Genomic DNA, 15099 nt, shown 5'->3' with positions numbered 1-15099 from the left:
ATAGGTTTTCATACCGTTACTTTAACCGTGCAGGATGGCTTTTATCCTTTCTAAAATCTCCCTTATTCAAACAAATCTTGATAAAGAGCTTCTGCTTCTTCATATGTCGAAAAGACCGCATCATCTGGAGCTAAAGGATGGTACGTTTCAAGTAAAAATAGGGCAAGCTCCTCTTCGTTGTATGGATGTGAAACAATTTCTGCTTCTTTGATTTGTGCTACGTTTGCTGCATGTGGATTTCGATAAATCACATAGACTTGATCACCCGGTTGATAGTCTGAGAAAGGCAATCTGGTCACCTCCATTTTTCTTATAGAATGCCCTTCTCTCTGACGGATATGACCCAATATGATAAAATTCGACAAAAAAACCAGACAGGGTGACTGTCTGGTTTGAATTCACTTAGTTATGTTGAAACGTTTTCTTCACGAAATCAACCACTTCTTCTGTAGTGCTAAGTGATAAAATATGCTCTTTAAATGATGCAGCTTCTTCCTTAGAAAGCTTGCTTAGCTGAGTTCTTGCTGGAAGAATAGATGTTGCACTCATTGAGAATTCATCTAATCCTAATCCAAGTAGAAGAGGAATGGCGATTTCATCTCCTGCCATCTCACCGCACATGCCAACCCATTTACCTTCTTTATGCGCTGCTTCAATAACAAGCGTAATCAGACGTAAAATCGCTGGATTGTAAGGCTGGTAAAGATAAGACACTCGTTCGTTCATTCGATCAGCAGCCATTGTGTATTGAATCAAGTCATTCGTTCCAATACTGAAGAAATCAACCTCTTTTGCAAATTGGTCTGCGATGACAGCTGTTGATGGAATTTCTACCATTATACCGATTTCAATGGAATCGGATACGTCTGTACCAGCGGCAACCAATGCTTCTTTTTCTTCAAGTAAAATGGCTTTTGCTTCTCTAAATTCTGATAACGTCGCGATCATAGGGAACATGATTTTCAAGTTTCCATATGTACTTGCACGAAGTAAGGCGCGTAGTTGTGTTCTGAAAATCTCCTGTTCTTCGAGGCAAAGGCGGATCGCTCTAAAGCCAAGAAACGGGTTCATTTCTTTTGGAAGCTGCAAGTAAGGAAGTTCTTTATCGCCACCAATATCTAGTGTGCGGACAACCACTGCTTTGCCTTCCATTCTCTCTAAAACAGTTTTATATGCATCGAACTGCTCTTCTTCTGTAGGAAGCTGATCTCTGCCCATGTATAAAAATTCAGTACGGTACAATCCGACTGCTTCGCCGCCATTTTCAAGTACACCTTTTACATCTTCAGGTGTTCCGATATTTGCAGCTAGCTCTACGTGAACGCCGTCTTTTGTGACCGTTGGCTGATCAACAAGTTTCGCCCATTCCGCTTTTTGAGCTAAGTAGTCTTCATGCTTTTTTTGATACGCTTTCACTTCATCTTCAGAAGGCTGAATGATGACGTCTCCGCTAATACCATCAACAATGATCAGATCATTGTTTTTCACCGTTTTTGTTGCTTCTTTTGTTCCAACAACAGCTGGAATCTCCATTGATCTTGCCATAATTGCTGAGTGAGAAGTACGACCGCCGATATCTGTCGCAAAACCTTTGACAAATTGTCTGTTCAGCTGAGCTGTATCAGAAGGAGTCAAATCTTCAGCAATGATGATGACTTCTTCAGAAATCATGCTTGGATTCGGAATGTCAACGCCTAGCAAATGTCCAGTTACACGTTTTGTTACGTCGCGAATATCCGCTGCACGTTCCTTCATGTATTCATTGTCCATTGCTTCGAACATTGTGACAAACATTGTCGCTGTTTCTTTTAAAGCAAATTCAGCATTTACTTTATCAGAGTTGATTTTATCCTTTACTGGGTTTAGCAGCTCTGGATCACTTAACACAAGAAGGTGTGCAGAAAAGATATCTGCTTTGTCTTGGCCAAGCTCTTTTAGCGCATGTTCTTTAATTGCTTCAAGTTCTTGTTTAGAAACATGAATTGCTTCTTCAAAACGCTTCACTTCTGTCTCTGGATCGTTGATGTCTTTTTGGTGAACTGTTAAATCTGGTTCTTCCAGACGATATGCTTTTGCAATCGCAACGCCTGCTGAAGCACCGATTCCTTTCAGTTGTTGCATTACTCGCCTAGGCCTTCACTTTTCATTGTGTCTTTAAGTGCAGCAAGTGCATCATTTTCATCAGAACCAGAAGCAGAGATAGTGATTGTAGCACCTTTCGCAATTCCTAGAGACATTACACCCATAATAGATTTCAGGTTCACTGTTTTACCATTATATTCTAAGTTGATATCAGCATCATATTTACTAGCAGTTTGTACAAGAACTGTTGCAGGACGTGCGTGAATTCCAGAATCTGCAGTTACTTTGAATGTTTGTTGAGCCATTTTTATCAATCTCCTTTTTATACAATTAATACATCCACAATATTATATCATACTGCCGAGCTTGTCATCTAACAAGAACGGCAGTTATGAAAATTATTTTGAAATTTTCATGATGTTTTCTTGACCAGCGTTGATTTCACCGGATTTTTGAAGGTCAATAAATTGTCCTTCACTTAAGTTGGTAAATACAATTGGTGTCATTAAAGATGGTACTTCAGACTTAATTTTATCAATATCAACCTCTAAGAGTTTTTGACCGATTTCTACTTGATCTCCCTCTTGTACAAATGCTTCAAATCCTTCTCCTTTGAGGCTGACCGTATCAATACCGAAGTGGATTAAAATTTCAAGTCCACCATCAGATTGCAGGCCAATTGCGTGTTTCGTTGGGAATACATTTAAGATCTTCCCTTTCACCGGTGAAACCACCGTTCCATCTGTTGGCAAGATGGCGAAACCGTCACCCATCATTTTCCCTGAGAATACTTGATCTGGTACATCTGTAATCGGATGAAGCTCCCCTGTAATTGGTGAAGCAAAGATTTCTTCACCTTGCTCGTTTTGAAGCGGTTTTGCAATGACTTCTTCGACCTGCTGGCTGACTTCTTCTTTTGCAGAAGGGTCTTTCGCTGGACGAGGCGTGCGGCCTGCAATGATGTCCTGCATTTGTGTTTTTAAATTATCAGAGCGTGGTCCGAAGATAGCCTGAATGTTGTTTCCTACTTCAAGAACTCCTGAAGCACCAAGCTTTTTCAAGCGGTCTTTGTCCACTTTCTTCTGATCATTCACAGTAACACGTAAACGCGTAATACAAGCATCAAGGTGTTTAATGTTTTCTTGGTCACCCATTGCTTCAAGAATTTCATAAGGCAAGTCATTACCCTTTTCAGACTTAGCACTACTTGCACCGTCAGCTGCTTCATCCTCACGGCCTGGCGTTTTCAGATTAAATTTGCGAATAGCGAATCTAAATCCGAAGTAATAAATAACGGCAAGTACAAGACCAACTGGAATCACAAGCCACCAAGCAGTTCTGTTTGGCAAGATTCCGAATAAGAAGAAGTCGATTAATCCTCCTGAGAAGGTCATACCGATTTTCACGTTTAGAATATCCATTATCATAAAGGATAATCCAGCAAATACACAGTGGATTGCAAATAACACTGGTGCAACAAATAAGAATGAGAATTCAAGCGGTTCAGTAATCCCTGTTAGGAAAGAAGTCAGGGCTGCTGATCCCATAATTCCAGCGACAAGCTTTTTATTCTTTGGTTTTGCTTCATGGTAAATCGCAAGTGCTGCTGCTGGGAGTCCAAACATCATGAACGGATATTTCCCTGTCATGAATGTACCAGCTGTCAGCTGAACACCATCTTTGATTTGTGCCATGAAGATACGCTGATCACCACGGACAAGCTCACCTGATAAGCTCTTATAACTAAAGAACTCATACCAGAATGGCGAGTAGAAAATGTGGTGCAGACCAAACGGAATTAATGAGCGTTCAATGACACCGAATACAAAGGCAGCAAGCGGCTCATTCGCTGCGAGCAGTCCCGTTGAGAACGAGTTCAGTGCACCTTGGATTGGCGGCCAAATGACTAGCATCAAAAGCCCTAAAATAAGTGCTGAAATAGATGTAACAATTGGAACAAAGCGTTTTCCAGCAAAGAAGCCGAGATATTGCGGAAGCTCAATTTTATAAAATTTATTATACATATAAGCTGCTAATACCCCGACAATAATCCCGCCAAAGACGCCGGTAGACAAGGTCGGAATGCCAAGCATATTAATATACGCTGGATGGCTTTCTTTAAAGAACTTAGCCAATTTGATGGAATCAGATGGAATTGATCCATTGGCCATTAATACGGCACTCATTGTCACGTTCATGACAAGATAACCGATAATTGCGGCAATCCCTGCCACACCGTCTCCATTAGCTAGACCGATGGCAACCCCTACAGCAAATAAGAGCGGAAGATTCGAGAAGACAATGTTCCCTGCATTTTCCATGACGCTTGCAACAAGCTGAATTGTATCATTGCTTAAAAATTGAGCTACATCAATCAGCTGCGGATTTTGCATCGCATTCCCAAGTGCTAGTAAAATACCAGCAGCAGGAAGGATCGCAACTGGAAGCATAAGTGCTCGTCCAATTTTTTGCAACACACCAAAAAGTGATTTAAACACTAGTTGAACCTCCTTTTATTTTCGCTTACAACGCACATGCGGGACGCTCCCTGACATCCATTTCATAGTTAACCGTTTACATTTCTCTTTCAAACACAAAAAAAGGCATGGTGATATAAGGTTGCGCAAATAACAGGATCTTATCCTGTATTTACCTTAAGTCACTCATGCCTGATCGAATCAGTTACACGTTTCTAGGAAACTATGAAATTTTATTTGTCAATCTGTACAGATGAAGTGTCAGGTAGACAGCCTCGGCATCCTGTACAGGCTTTTTCAATGCATGTTGTAATATTTTGATCATTTTCCAAGCAGTATTGTAGCATAAAGGATATTCATTTTTCAATAGATGAAGCAATTTTTCTGGCTCCTCTAAAGATTCTTCCCGTTTAATACGCTCAATCGAAAACGTAATATGGCGTAATAAGCGTAAATAATGAATACTTTCTCTGTCGACTTTCATATGAAATGAATCTTCTATGACTTGGACCATTTGCGTGATGAGCTGCGAATGACGGTTCACCTCAGATAATGGCCGATTCGTTAAAGCTGAGTGAATATGGAGCGCAATAAAACCAATCTCTCCTTCTGGCAGCTTTGTTTCGACATCAGGACGCTCGTTAATGAGCTCAACGACTTCCTTTGCGACCTCGTATTCTTTCGGATACAGCGATTTTGTCTCAAGCATAAAGGGATTGGTGATATCGTATCCTTGCTGCACCCGCTTAAAACTAAACGCAATATGGTCAGTCAGGGCAATATGAATATGCTCATTCAAACGGTGTCCCATTTTTTCTCGTATATGATAAATGACGTCATTGGCAAGCTCGATCATGTTCTCATCAATGTGGTGAAGCAGCTGTTTATATTCTGTTTGTTCCTTTGTATTTTTAAGAACAAACATTTTTTCAAATGTATCTTGATCGAGAACATCACCCGATTTTTTCCCGAAGCCGATTCCTTTCCCAATCAGAACTACTTCGCCCAAAGAAGGGTGTCTTGCGATGATGACATTATTATTTAACGCTTTATCAACGGTGAAGGATTCCATGAACATCCCCACCTCCTTCTTATTCAATCCCTCTTATCGTACAAAACAGATGAAACGTGCGTCAACGATTGTTTTTGAAAACGGTGGTTGATCGCTCGATCAGGCGAAATGGCAGCATTCTTTTCTCTGGTACCTCTCCTTTTATAGCCCGGTCGAACAAGTCAAACGCTTCCTGCCCCATTCGTTTCAGCGGAATATCAATGCTGGAAATCCCCAAGGCCTCACTTAATTGATCATTTTGAAAGCCGAGTATGGCTGGAGATTCTCCTACTTTTATATCATGACGCTGCGCCTCTAATAAAAAGCCTGCTGATACGTCATCATTTGTGATGAATAATGCTGTGGGGCGATTCTTCATTTCTTGCCACTCTGTGAATAATTGTTTTCCATCAAAAAGTGTTAGCTTCCCTTCGATGACCCATTCTTCATCAATCTCCTGCCCGAGCGCTTTCATCATATCTTGATAAGCTTGAAGGCGTGACTGGCTGTTTGCGCCTTCAATTCTGGCTAGAACAATTGCGATTCGCTGATGCCCGCATGCTGCTAAATGATGCAGCCCTTCTTTAAACGCTTGATCATGAGCAATCGACACCGTTGAACAGTCTTCAATTGGCGCCGGATGGCAAAAAATGATAGGCCCGGATTCCTGCCAACTTAAAATGTCTCGATCACTTAACGCATTTGAGCAAAAGATTAATCCATCCACGCGGCGCTCTTTTAAACTCATCAAGGCTTCTTTTTCTTTTAAAGGATCATATCCTGTTTGAAATAAAGCAAAATGCATGCCGCGCGCCTGCGCTTTTTCTGCAATCCCTGTGACAAGTCTGCTGAAATAAGAATGATCAATTGTTGGAAGAACGATGCCAAGCATATTTGAATAACCCTTGGCTAAATGGACAGCCTGAATGTTTCTCGTATATTTGAGCTCTTTCATCGCACCAAGAACACGATCTCGTTTATCTTCTTTGACATAAGGATGATGATTCAACACACGTGATACAGTTGTCACAGATACGCCCGCTCTTTTTGCAATCTCCCTTATGTTTGCCAATTTTTCTCCTACTTTCTCTTGATATGGTAAGCGTTTCATACTTTAAGATGTATGTGAGCTGAACAAATCACTGGGTGGAAAGGGGAATTCAAGATGGGTTTCATCATATGGATTATATTATGTATGACTGTTTTGTTTTCTGCTCGTTTTGCACTACATCCTTTAGGAAAAGAACATAAAATCAAACCGTTTCAATCAATTGATGATTTTTTTGTTGATAAGGATCGAAAAGAGTGACAAAAAATCACGATGACACTTCCAGGACATGGGCGTTCATCGTGATTTTTTTATTACTTGATGATCGTCAGCTCTTTCGGATAATTGGTTAAAGTAACTGGACCATCCGCTGTGATCAGTACATCATCTTCAATTCTGACGCCGCCAACTCCTGGAACATAGATTCCCGGTTCGATCGTATACACCATGCCCTCTTGGAGAAGATCATCATTTGCCTGGCTCATCGAAGGAAACTCATGAACAGACACCCCTAGACCATGTCCAAGGCGGTGAGGGAAATACTCTCCATATCCAGCATCTGCGATTAGCCCGCGTGCTTTTAAGTCCAGGTCCCCAATTCTCACGCCCGGTTTACTCATTTCAAGTGCCGCCATTTCTGCGTTTAGGACGGTTTGATAGATGTCCTTTTGCTGATCAGAAGCTTCCTGATAAATAAATGTTCTTGTAATGTCTGAGCAATATCCATCAACAATGACACCAAGGTCAAATAACACAAAGTCGCCTTTTTTTAAGACTGCCTGTCCTGGATTTCCGTGAGGCTCTCCTGATTTTTCGCCAAAGAGAACCATCGTCGAAAAGGACATGCCTTGAATGCCTTTTTTCTTTAGCTCATATTCAATGACAGCGAGCACTTCTGTTTCGGTGACTCCTTCTTCTAAGGCGTTCACCCCAATTTTTACCCCTTCATCTGCCAATTGAGCGGCTTTTTTCAGTGTAGCAATTTCAGATTCATCTTTAATGAGTCTTAGCTGATTGAGCTCTTCTTCTGCCCGGACAAAAGTTTCTGCCCCAGTAGCAGCTTGAAGCTGTTCTGCTCTTTGAAGCGGAATTGACTCTTTTTCAATTGCAAGTCGAGTTGCTCTTACACCGCGTTTTTCTACTGCCGACTGAATGAAATCAAATGGATTCTCATGGTCTTCATAGCCAATAATATCGCCTGACCACCCAGCATTTTTCGCCTGCTCGACTTCCATTTTAGGCAAAATAAAAAATGGATCTGCCTCTTGAAACACAAACAGCCCCATTACTCTTTCATGCGGCTCTGTGAAGTATCCAGATAGATAAAACACATTTTCCTTTGTATGTATAAATGCACCTTGAATGTCTTTTTCCTTTAGCCAAGAAGACAAGCTTTTCATTCGGTTCATCGTGATCCTCCTCACACGTTTTACTACTGATCTATTGTATCAGTTTTTGTTATATTTCGCACAAAAACGCACTGGCAGAAGCCAAGTGCGCTATGATGATTTGCTTAAGATGCACGAAGCAGACGCAGTCCATTTAAAATGACCAAAATCGTACTTCCTTCATGCCCGATTACGCCAAAAGGCAAATCAAGCACTTGTAAGAAATTCGCACAAATTAACAAGCAAATCACCGTTAATGAGAAAATAATATTTTGCTTAATGATTCGATTCATCTTTCTTGAAAGACGGATCATCTTTGTTAAGTTATTTAAATTGTTTTTCATTAAGATCAAATCTGCTGTTTCTAAGGCTACGTCTGTTCCTCCGCCCATCGCAACCCCCACATCTGCTGTGGCGAGTGCAGGTGCATCATTGATTCCGTCACCTACCATGATGATTGAGTTTCCTTGTTTTTTTAGTTGATTGACCTCATGGACCTTTTCATCTGGCAGACACTCAGCGACAACCGTTTGGATGCCAGCTTCCTGTGCAATGGCTTCAGCCGTTTTTTGCTGATCTCCTGTCAGCATGACGGTTTGGATGCCTAAATCATTCAGCTCTTGAATCATTTTCTTCGCTTCAGGTCTCATTTGATCTTTAAGGCCAAGGCACCCAACGACTACTTGATCCTTTTGAACATACACCACTGTATATCCTTTTTCAGAAAGATGCTCTCCTGTCTCTTCAATCTCACGGTCCATTGAAGCCTTTCCAGCAAACTCTTTCTTCCCAATCCGCCACGTTTCTCCATTCAATTGTGCCTTTACACCAAAACCAGAGGTTTCTTCAATGGTGACATGAGCTGATCTTTCTATTTGTTGCTCTTGTGCCATATCAGAGATCGCTTTCGCTAATGGATGGTTTGATTGACTTTCAATTTGATAAAGCGCCTGATAAAAGGCCGCTTCCTCTTGTCCTTTAGCGATCACCACCTGCTCTACAGCTGGCTTTCCGCTTGTAATTGTCCCCGTTTTGTCAAAAGCAATCATACTGCTAGTGCCTAGCTTTTCTAAAAAGACGCTCCCTTTGACAAGCATTCCGTTTCTTGCGCCGTTTGAGATCAGTGACAAAGCAGCTGGCATAATGGATGCAACAAGCGCACAAGGTGATGCTACAACCATAAACACCATAGCCCGGTAGAAGGTTTCACTCATACTCCAGCCTAGTACAAAATGAGGCAGAACCATTAAAATCCCGACGGTGATCAGTACACCTTTTACATAAGCACCTTCGAATTTTTCAATAAATGCCTGGCTTGGCGACACACTTTCTTGAGCCGATTCGACAAGTTTAATAATTTTATGGAAAAGCGTTTCTTCATTATGTTTGGTCACTTCTACTGTTAAGGAACCATTTAAGTTCACTGTTCCTGCAAACACGTCTTCACCTTGCCCTTTTTCCTGAGGCACAGACTCGCCCGTGAGCGCAGATTCATCTACACTTGTTCTTCCGCTTAAAATCACACCATCTGCTGCAATACGTTCCCCAGCTTTGATCATGATACGGTCACCTGGTGTTAATGATGAAGCAGCGACTTGAATGGTTGTGCCATCTTCTTCAATTAAAGTCGCTTCATTTGGCGCGATGCTCATTAAAGCTGTTAAATCCTTCTTGCTTTTATTTGATGTATACGTTTCAAGCGCACCACTAAGCGAGAAAATAAAAATTAAGATCGCGCCCTCTGCCCAATATCCAATGATCGCTGAGCCAATGGCTGCGAAAATCATTAAAAGTTCAACATTCAAGCTTTTAGACGAAATGGTTTCTTCAATTCCTTCCTTCGCCTTTGCAAAACCTCCAATGACAAATGCTAGGATGAAAAGAGGAATGCTCCACATGCTCTGATCCTTTAAAATCCATCCAATTAAAATGAGAATCCCCGAGATACCTGCTGCCATTAATTCTCCGTGCTGTGTCCATTGATGAAGGGACCATTTCGATTCCTTTTGATTTGTTGTTTGATAAAGTGCTGTATTCTCATTCATGATTGTTTTCTCCTCTCTAATTGATAATGGTTTTCACATCATCAATTGTTGCCCGTTTCCTTTTTTCATCTATATTTTCTGCTATTACAAGCTTTTTATAGGTCTGTTATTCATTATAACAGGTTCTGACCGATTTTCAATTAATAATTATTATAATTTCTTTTTGATAATAATTATCATTATTGATGGGGAACATTCCATGTTCTGAGCACAGTTTATTCAGATGAAAAGAAATTGAACACAAAAAAGAACCAAAGGAATGATCCTTGGTTCTTGAAATAAGGTTTCGTTCTAAAAATTCGTCCACTCTTTGATTTGTTTTTTCGTCAGTGGACCTACATGATTTTTCACTATTTCTCCTTTTTCATTTATCAAAAAGCTGGTTGGAATGGTGATGATTTGGTATTTCTTCATCATGTGCCCTCCCTCATCTAGTATGACCGGGAATGTAAACTTTCTGTCTTTCACAAATTGGGCAACCGCATGTTTACTTTGTTCAGCACCTAGTAAATTCACCGTTAAGATATCAACATCACTCTGATTTTCTTTCACGATCTGGTCAAATACAGGCAGCTCCATTTTGCAGGACGGGCACCATGTTGTCCAAAAATGCAAAATGGTCTTTTTTCCTTTCATCGGAATCATCTGCGTCTCACCAGTTAATGTAGGAGCCTCTATCTTTGGCGCCATAACGGGCTCTTTCGCTTCAGCCTCGCTGCCTATGAGTAATAGAAGCATGGTCATCATAAGAAGACTGGCGGGTAGATATTTAAGATTCATCAGGATCTTCCTTCCCAGTTTTCTTATAGCTTGCCCGCTCGCCGAAGAGGGCATTCATGTTTTTTTCATTCTAAGAAACATGGAAACACCGAGCTCCTTACAAATCGTCGCATAATGCAGTGCAGTCAAGAGGAGCATGCCCGTATTCATCCCTAATATAACCCCCATCATATTTAAGCTTTCAATTGATCCGAGAAAATACACCATTGAAAACGAGACGACATGCACCCATATATTATGTAGGAACACATCTTTAATGAGCCCCATACCGATTAAGCACGCCTGAAACGGCATCACAAACAGGTGGCATAAAAAGTACGGCCAAAGCAGCTGTAAGTAGACAGCAGCTTGCGGTGAATCAAAAAAGAGCTGTGTGAGCGGATAAGCAAAATAATACATCACCATCACTGCCGGTACCCCGTACCCAAATGTAATGATAATCGCCTGCCTGACACGTTTTTTCACAAGATCATACTGACCTAAAGCATAGGCTTCAGATACATTGGGAATCATCACAATCATGATGGAATGAGCGATAAACGCTGGGAAAAAACCAATCGACATCGCGACACCAGCCAGCATGCCGTAATGATCAACAGCTAGTGTGCCAGAGATGCCTGCAGCAATAAGTGCCCCTTTGATTAAAAATGGTTCTATAGCATTTGCGATTGCATGAAAAATCCGCATGCCCGTTGTTGGAATAGAGACGGCTAATAGCCGCTTTCTCACGTCAATCCCTCTTAATTCAACAGACCTGACATGGACAGCATTTTTTGCCATGACGTATTGGGAGTATAAATAAATAAAGACGACAAGATCACTCGCGACAATGACACCGATGGCAATGAGTACTGCTGTTTCAATATCAAACGAATACCAATGAAAGAACAAAAACAAGCAAATAAGCTGGATCGTTTTCTTCAGCATATTGGCAAGAGCGATCCTGCCCATTTGCTGCTTTCCCATAAAATAGCCGCGTGCAATCGAGGTAAACGCAATAATTGGAATAAGAGACAGCACAAGCCCTTTCATGAGCGGATGATACGACTGAAATACAGGAATGAACGGCAGAACAATCGCAGCGATCCCCGTTGTTGTACTCGTCACCACAAGCGTCATTTTAAACGCATGGCGGAGCATACTTTTATGGAGCCGCTCATGCGATTCTGCAATGAATTTAGAAATGGAGACTGGCAGCTCTAAGCTGGCAATCACAAGGACAAGCATGATGATTGGAAGGATACTCATATATAGACCCATTCCATGCTCTCCAAGCTCTCTCGCTAAAATCATATTGACTAAAAACTCTATACACTCCGCAATGAAAGCTGCGACAGATAGCAGAATGACCCCTTTTACAAATCGATTCATGTAGCCTCCCCTTTATCTAAAGCAAATTCTTTTCACATTCTATGAGACAAGTCCTGAAAATATTTTGATAAATGAAGACAAAAAAAAGAGCGATCTGATTGATCGCTTTAGAACATTGACAAAGGGCTAAAAATGTTTTTATTTTAGTTCTTTGTCTTCCTTTCAGCGTGATAGAAAACCTTTGCAGTCTAGGAAGGGCGAGCACAGGAGCGGAGCGAATTGATTATTCGTGAGCACCGGAGCACAGTCCTGACAAAGAATGCGAGCTCTACACGCTGGAGCGATCTGATTGATCGCTTCAATTCTTTATACGGCAAATACGTGACGACCGATACGTTCTACAATTTTGCGAGAACGAATCCAGTTATCTGTTGCTGTTTTGGGATTATAAAAATAAATGGCCTTTGTTGTTCTGTCATGTTCTTTCACTACTTGCTTCACAGCTTTAACAGAATCTTGATCTGCTTTATCATGAATACTTCCATTTGATACTGGCTGGAAAGCATTTCGCTGATAAATAACACCTTTGACACTGTTAGGAAAAGAGCGATGCTCCACCCTGTTTAAGACGACGCTTGCCACAGCTTTTTTACCTGCGTAAGATTCTCCTTTTGCTTCAGCATGCACCAATCGTGAGAGCAGTTCCATTTCTTCATTAGAATAGCGTTTGGCGCTTTCCTCATTCGTTGTTTCTGATTTTACTCTTTTCTTTTGCTTCGGTTTTGAAGACTTCTCTTCTGTAGACGTACTTAGCATTTTGACTTTCGGCTGACGCTTTTCCTCTGAAAATGCCGGGATGACTTGATCGTGATCATCTCGATCTATATATGAAAGCTCATGCTTAACAGGTGCTTGTGAAAGTTCGTGACTTAATGTCCCTTGCTGCTCTTGTATGTTGTCCATCTTCATGGCTGCAATCAGCATAAGGATGACAAAAAGAGCGGTATGAATTTTCATCATTCGCCTCATTCCTCCTTTAATTAAAGTAGGCGGTAAGATACTTGTCCACTCTAACAAGAGCTCCTTCTATTTTCACGCACAAAGATTTGCATGCCTGTCCAAATTCCGTCATTAATTGGCATGTCCTAGTTGATTTGCGTATCAACTGGAATTGTTAGCGCTTAAAAAGGTCCCTTTTCCGCCTATAATCATCCTTATGCTCCTGATTATGGGTTATTACATTTTCTTTTCAGATGTATCAAGCTCGTTTGAAGTGTGACAAAAGAACTAAAATAAAAAAGCTTTCTCTCATTCATGAGAAAAAGCTTTAGCTTCTTGCTTCTGTAAGATATTCAAAAATAACATCTCCACCATGTTTCGCAATCCCGCGAAAATGCTTAAAATCATCTTGATTTACCAAGATCGAACGAAACGTTAAGAAATCATCTTTCTTGATGGTTACTTGCTTTTCTGTCCCATTTCGTAACGATTCAAGTATTGTGAGGATTTGTTCTTCCATCAAAAAAACCTCTCCTTTACAGCCATTATCAAATATTAAATATACCATCCGTTAGGAAAGCATACAACGAAAACAAAACAAAAACGTCTTTATCCTTTACATTGGTATGAAAATATTGCAAAATACTTTTTAATAGGGAATGAAATCTGTTTTTAAAGGAGAGGGATCGGTTGAAGATTGCAAAAATTGGAAATGTGATCGAATTTAGAAATGGTTTAACAGGTGTAGTTGAAAAAGTGAATGAAAACTCTGTCATTGTGGATGTCACCATCATGGACAACTATAGAGATTTAGAACTGGATTCACTAACAGTCGTTAATCATAAAAACTATAAAATCATCAAAGACTCCGTACATTAATTTGCAATCCTCAATTCAGATTATCGATACATACGTAAATACGAAGCAAAGCTGTTCATTTATTTTTGAAAAGGTAAATAGTATTTCAGACAACCTTCTATTTTTATAAAGTGATGAGATGCAGTATTTCGCTCTAGACAGGAGAAACTAAAATGCAAAATTCAAATGATATCATTGTGCGTTTTGGGAATATGGCAGACGCAGAAACTACTTTAGACATACAGTCATCAGTGATTGCTGAATCAGATTATTTACTTACAACGCCTGAAGAAAACAAAAAAACCCTTTTAGAACACAAGGCTTGGATACAAGAAAGAATAGAGAACGATAACGAAACGTACATAGTTGCTCAAAAAGACGGAAAAGTCATTGGGTTTATAGCATTTGAAAATGGATCAAATAAAAAAAGAACTGCCCACGCAGGTTCATTCGGTTTGATGGTTCATAAGAGCTTTAGAGGTTTAGGCGTTGGAGAAATGTTGCTAACAGCCTTATTAGATTGGGCAGAAAAGAACCCTTCGATCGAAAAGGTTAGTTTAGCCGTATTCTCTACAAATCAAAAGGCTATTTCTTTGTACAAAAAGATGGGATTCAGAGAAGAAGGACGTAAAATAAAAGAATTTAAAATAAGTGAACATGAATACTGGGATGATGTTTTAATGTATAAACTTGTTTAATAGCATAAAAAATAGATGCAGAAATTAGGACATAACATAAATTGATTAATCAATTTGTTATGTCCTTTAATTATTATTTCACCTATATGAGTGTCAGTCTTTTTGCGTATGAAAGGTTTGCATTTCTGCTTTCGTTTTGTACATGTCCACTTCCTCGGGGGTGATAACGCCTTTATCAATCAAAAGTGCAATCACTCCAAGCAATGTAGAGGCACTCCATTTATATCGTTCTTTGTTTTGATGTTCAAGCATTTGAAGTTCTTCTTTTAGCTCCCTCAGCAGCTTCTCTGTCTTTTCTTCTTTGTTTACCAACTCAAACGCCTCCATTAGTCGTTCATTGCCTCTATTTTATCTTAAAGCAA

16 protein-coding genes are annotated in these 15099 nt (G+C 40.3%); 3 read left to right on the top strand and 13 right to left on the bottom strand.

Annotation, left to right across the window (positions count from 1 at the left end; all coding sequences use genetic code 11):
* Positions 1-62: 62 nt before the first annotated feature.
* The 6 genes from MHI16_RS06945 to MHI16_RS06920 form a co-directional block, all read right to left on the bottom strand.
* A complete protein-coding gene (locus tag MHI16_RS06945) occupies positions 63-305 on the bottom strand; it encodes a transcriptional regulator SplA domain-containing protein (protein ID WP_058014134.1) in 243 nt (80 codons plus the stop codon).
* Positions 306-402: 97 nt separating this feature from the next.
* Entirely contained in the window at positions 403-2121 is a 1719-nt protein-coding gene (gene ptsP, locus MHI16_RS06940; protein WP_058014135.1) for a phosphoenolpyruvate--protein phosphotransferase, read from the bottom strand.
* The gene (locus tag MHI16_RS06935) at positions 2121-2387 is read right to left on the bottom strand and encodes a phosphocarrier protein HPr (protein ID WP_003211078.1); all 267 of its coding nucleotides are present in this window, start codon (positions 2385-2387) and stop codon (positions 2121-2123) included. The genes ptsP and MHI16_RS06935 overlap by 1 nt, the downstream gene beginning before the upstream one ends.
* A 93-nt stretch (positions 2388-2480) precedes the next feature.
* Positions 2481-4580 carry a glucose-specific PTS transporter subunit IIBC gene (gene ptsG / locus MHI16_RS06930; protein ID WP_058014136.1) on the bottom strand — a complete coding sequence of 700 codons (2100 nt, stop codon included), beginning with the start codon at positions 4578-4580 and terminating at the stop codon, positions 2481-2483.
* 202 nt (positions 4581-4782) lie between these two features.
* On the bottom strand, positions 4783-5637 hold the full coding sequence (locus MHI16_RS06925) for a transcription antiterminator (RefSeq protein ID WP_003212366.1): 855 nt from the start codon (positions 5635-5637) through the stop codon (positions 4783-4785).
* Positions 5638-5692: 55 nt separating this feature from the next.
* Positions 5693-6682 (bottom strand): LacI family DNA-binding transcriptional regulator, encoded by a 990-nt coding sequence (locus tag MHI16_RS06920; protein WP_058014137.1) that lies wholly within the window; start codon positions 6680-6682, stop codon positions 5693-5695.
* Positions 6683-6775: 93 nt separating this feature from the next.
* Between MHI16_RS06920 and MHI16_RS06915 the strand changes: the two genes are divergently transcribed.
* Positions 6776-6919, top strand: coding sequence for a hypothetical protein (locus MHI16_RS06915; RefSeq protein ID WP_162900848.1), 144 nt, complete (start codon positions 6776-6778; stop codon positions 6917-6919).
* 53 nt (positions 6920-6972) lie between these two features.
* On the opposite strand, the gene MHI16_RS06910 is transcribed toward MHI16_RS06915, so the two are convergent.
* The 6 genes from MHI16_RS06910 to MHI16_RS06885 all read right to left on the bottom strand — a co-directional run bounded on the left by MHI16_RS06910 (position 6973) and on the right by MHI16_RS06885 (position 13704).
* Complete coding sequence (locus tag MHI16_RS06910; RefSeq protein ID WP_058014138.1) at positions 6973-8067, bottom strand: Xaa-Pro peptidase family protein; 1095 nt, start codon at positions 8065-8067, stop codon at positions 6973-6975.
* A 104-nt stretch (positions 8068-8171) separates the two neighbouring features.
* The gene (locus MHI16_RS06905; RefSeq protein WP_058014139.1) at positions 8172-10091 is read right to left on the bottom strand and encodes a heavy metal translocating P-type ATPase; all 1920 of its coding nucleotides are present in this window, start codon (positions 10089-10091) and stop codon (positions 8172-8174) included.
* Between the two features lie 291 nt (positions 10092-10382).
* Positions 10383-10871, bottom strand: a complete 489-nt coding sequence (gene stoA / locus MHI16_RS06900; protein WP_058014140.1) for an endospore biogenesis thiol-disulfide oxidoreductase StoA — start codon at positions 10869-10871, stop codon at positions 10383-10385.
* A gap of 54 nt (positions 10872-10925) precedes the next feature.
* On the bottom strand, positions 10926-12242 hold the full coding sequence (locus MHI16_RS06895) for a polysaccharide biosynthesis protein (protein ID WP_058014141.1): 1317 nt from the start codon (positions 12240-12242) through the stop codon (positions 10926-10928).
* A 306-nt stretch (positions 12243-12548) separates the two neighbouring features.
* The gene (locus MHI16_RS06890; protein ID WP_058014142.1) at positions 12549-13202 is read right to left on the bottom strand and encodes a cell wall hydrolase; all 654 of its coding nucleotides are present in this window, start codon (positions 13200-13202) and stop codon (positions 12549-12551) included.
* Between the two features lie 307 nt (positions 13203-13509).
* The gene (locus tag MHI16_RS06885) at positions 13510-13704 is read right to left on the bottom strand and encodes a hypothetical protein (protein ID WP_081042288.1); all 195 of its coding nucleotides are present in this window, start codon (positions 13702-13704) and stop codon (positions 13510-13512) included.
* Between the two features lie 167 nt (positions 13705-13871).
* Here MHI16_RS06885 and MHI16_RS06880 point away from each other — a divergent pair, with 167 nt between their 5' ends.
* Together MHI16_RS06880 and MHI16_RS06875 are read left to right on the top strand one after the other, a co-directional pair.
* Positions 13872-14060, top strand: coding sequence for a DUF2187 family protein (locus MHI16_RS06880; protein WP_003211747.1), 189 nt, complete (start codon positions 13872-13874; stop codon positions 14058-14060).
* A 152-nt stretch (positions 14061-14212) separates the two neighbouring features.
* The gene (locus MHI16_RS06875; protein WP_058014144.1) at positions 14213-14737 is read left to right on the top strand and encodes a GNAT family N-acetyltransferase; all 525 of its coding nucleotides are present in this window, start codon (positions 14213-14215) and stop codon (positions 14735-14737) included.
* 93 nt (positions 14738-14830) lie between these two features.
* Here MHI16_RS06875 and MHI16_RS06870 read toward each other — a convergent pair whose 3' ends face one another.
* Positions 14831-15049, bottom strand: coding sequence for a hypothetical protein (locus MHI16_RS06870; protein WP_003211069.1), 219 nt, complete (start codon positions 15047-15049; stop codon positions 14831-14833).
* Between the last annotated feature and the right edge of the window lie 50 nt (positions 15050-15099).

Origin of the sequence: Bacillus sp. FSL K6-0923 (assembly GCF_038630825.1) — a bacterium.
In the GTDB taxonomy this organism is placed as follows: Bacteria; Bacillota; Bacilli; order Bacillales; family Bacillaceae; genus Bacillus; species Bacillus pumilus.
Note: the sequence above shows the minus strand (reverse complement) of the source record. Positions and strands in the feature narration are given on the sequence as shown.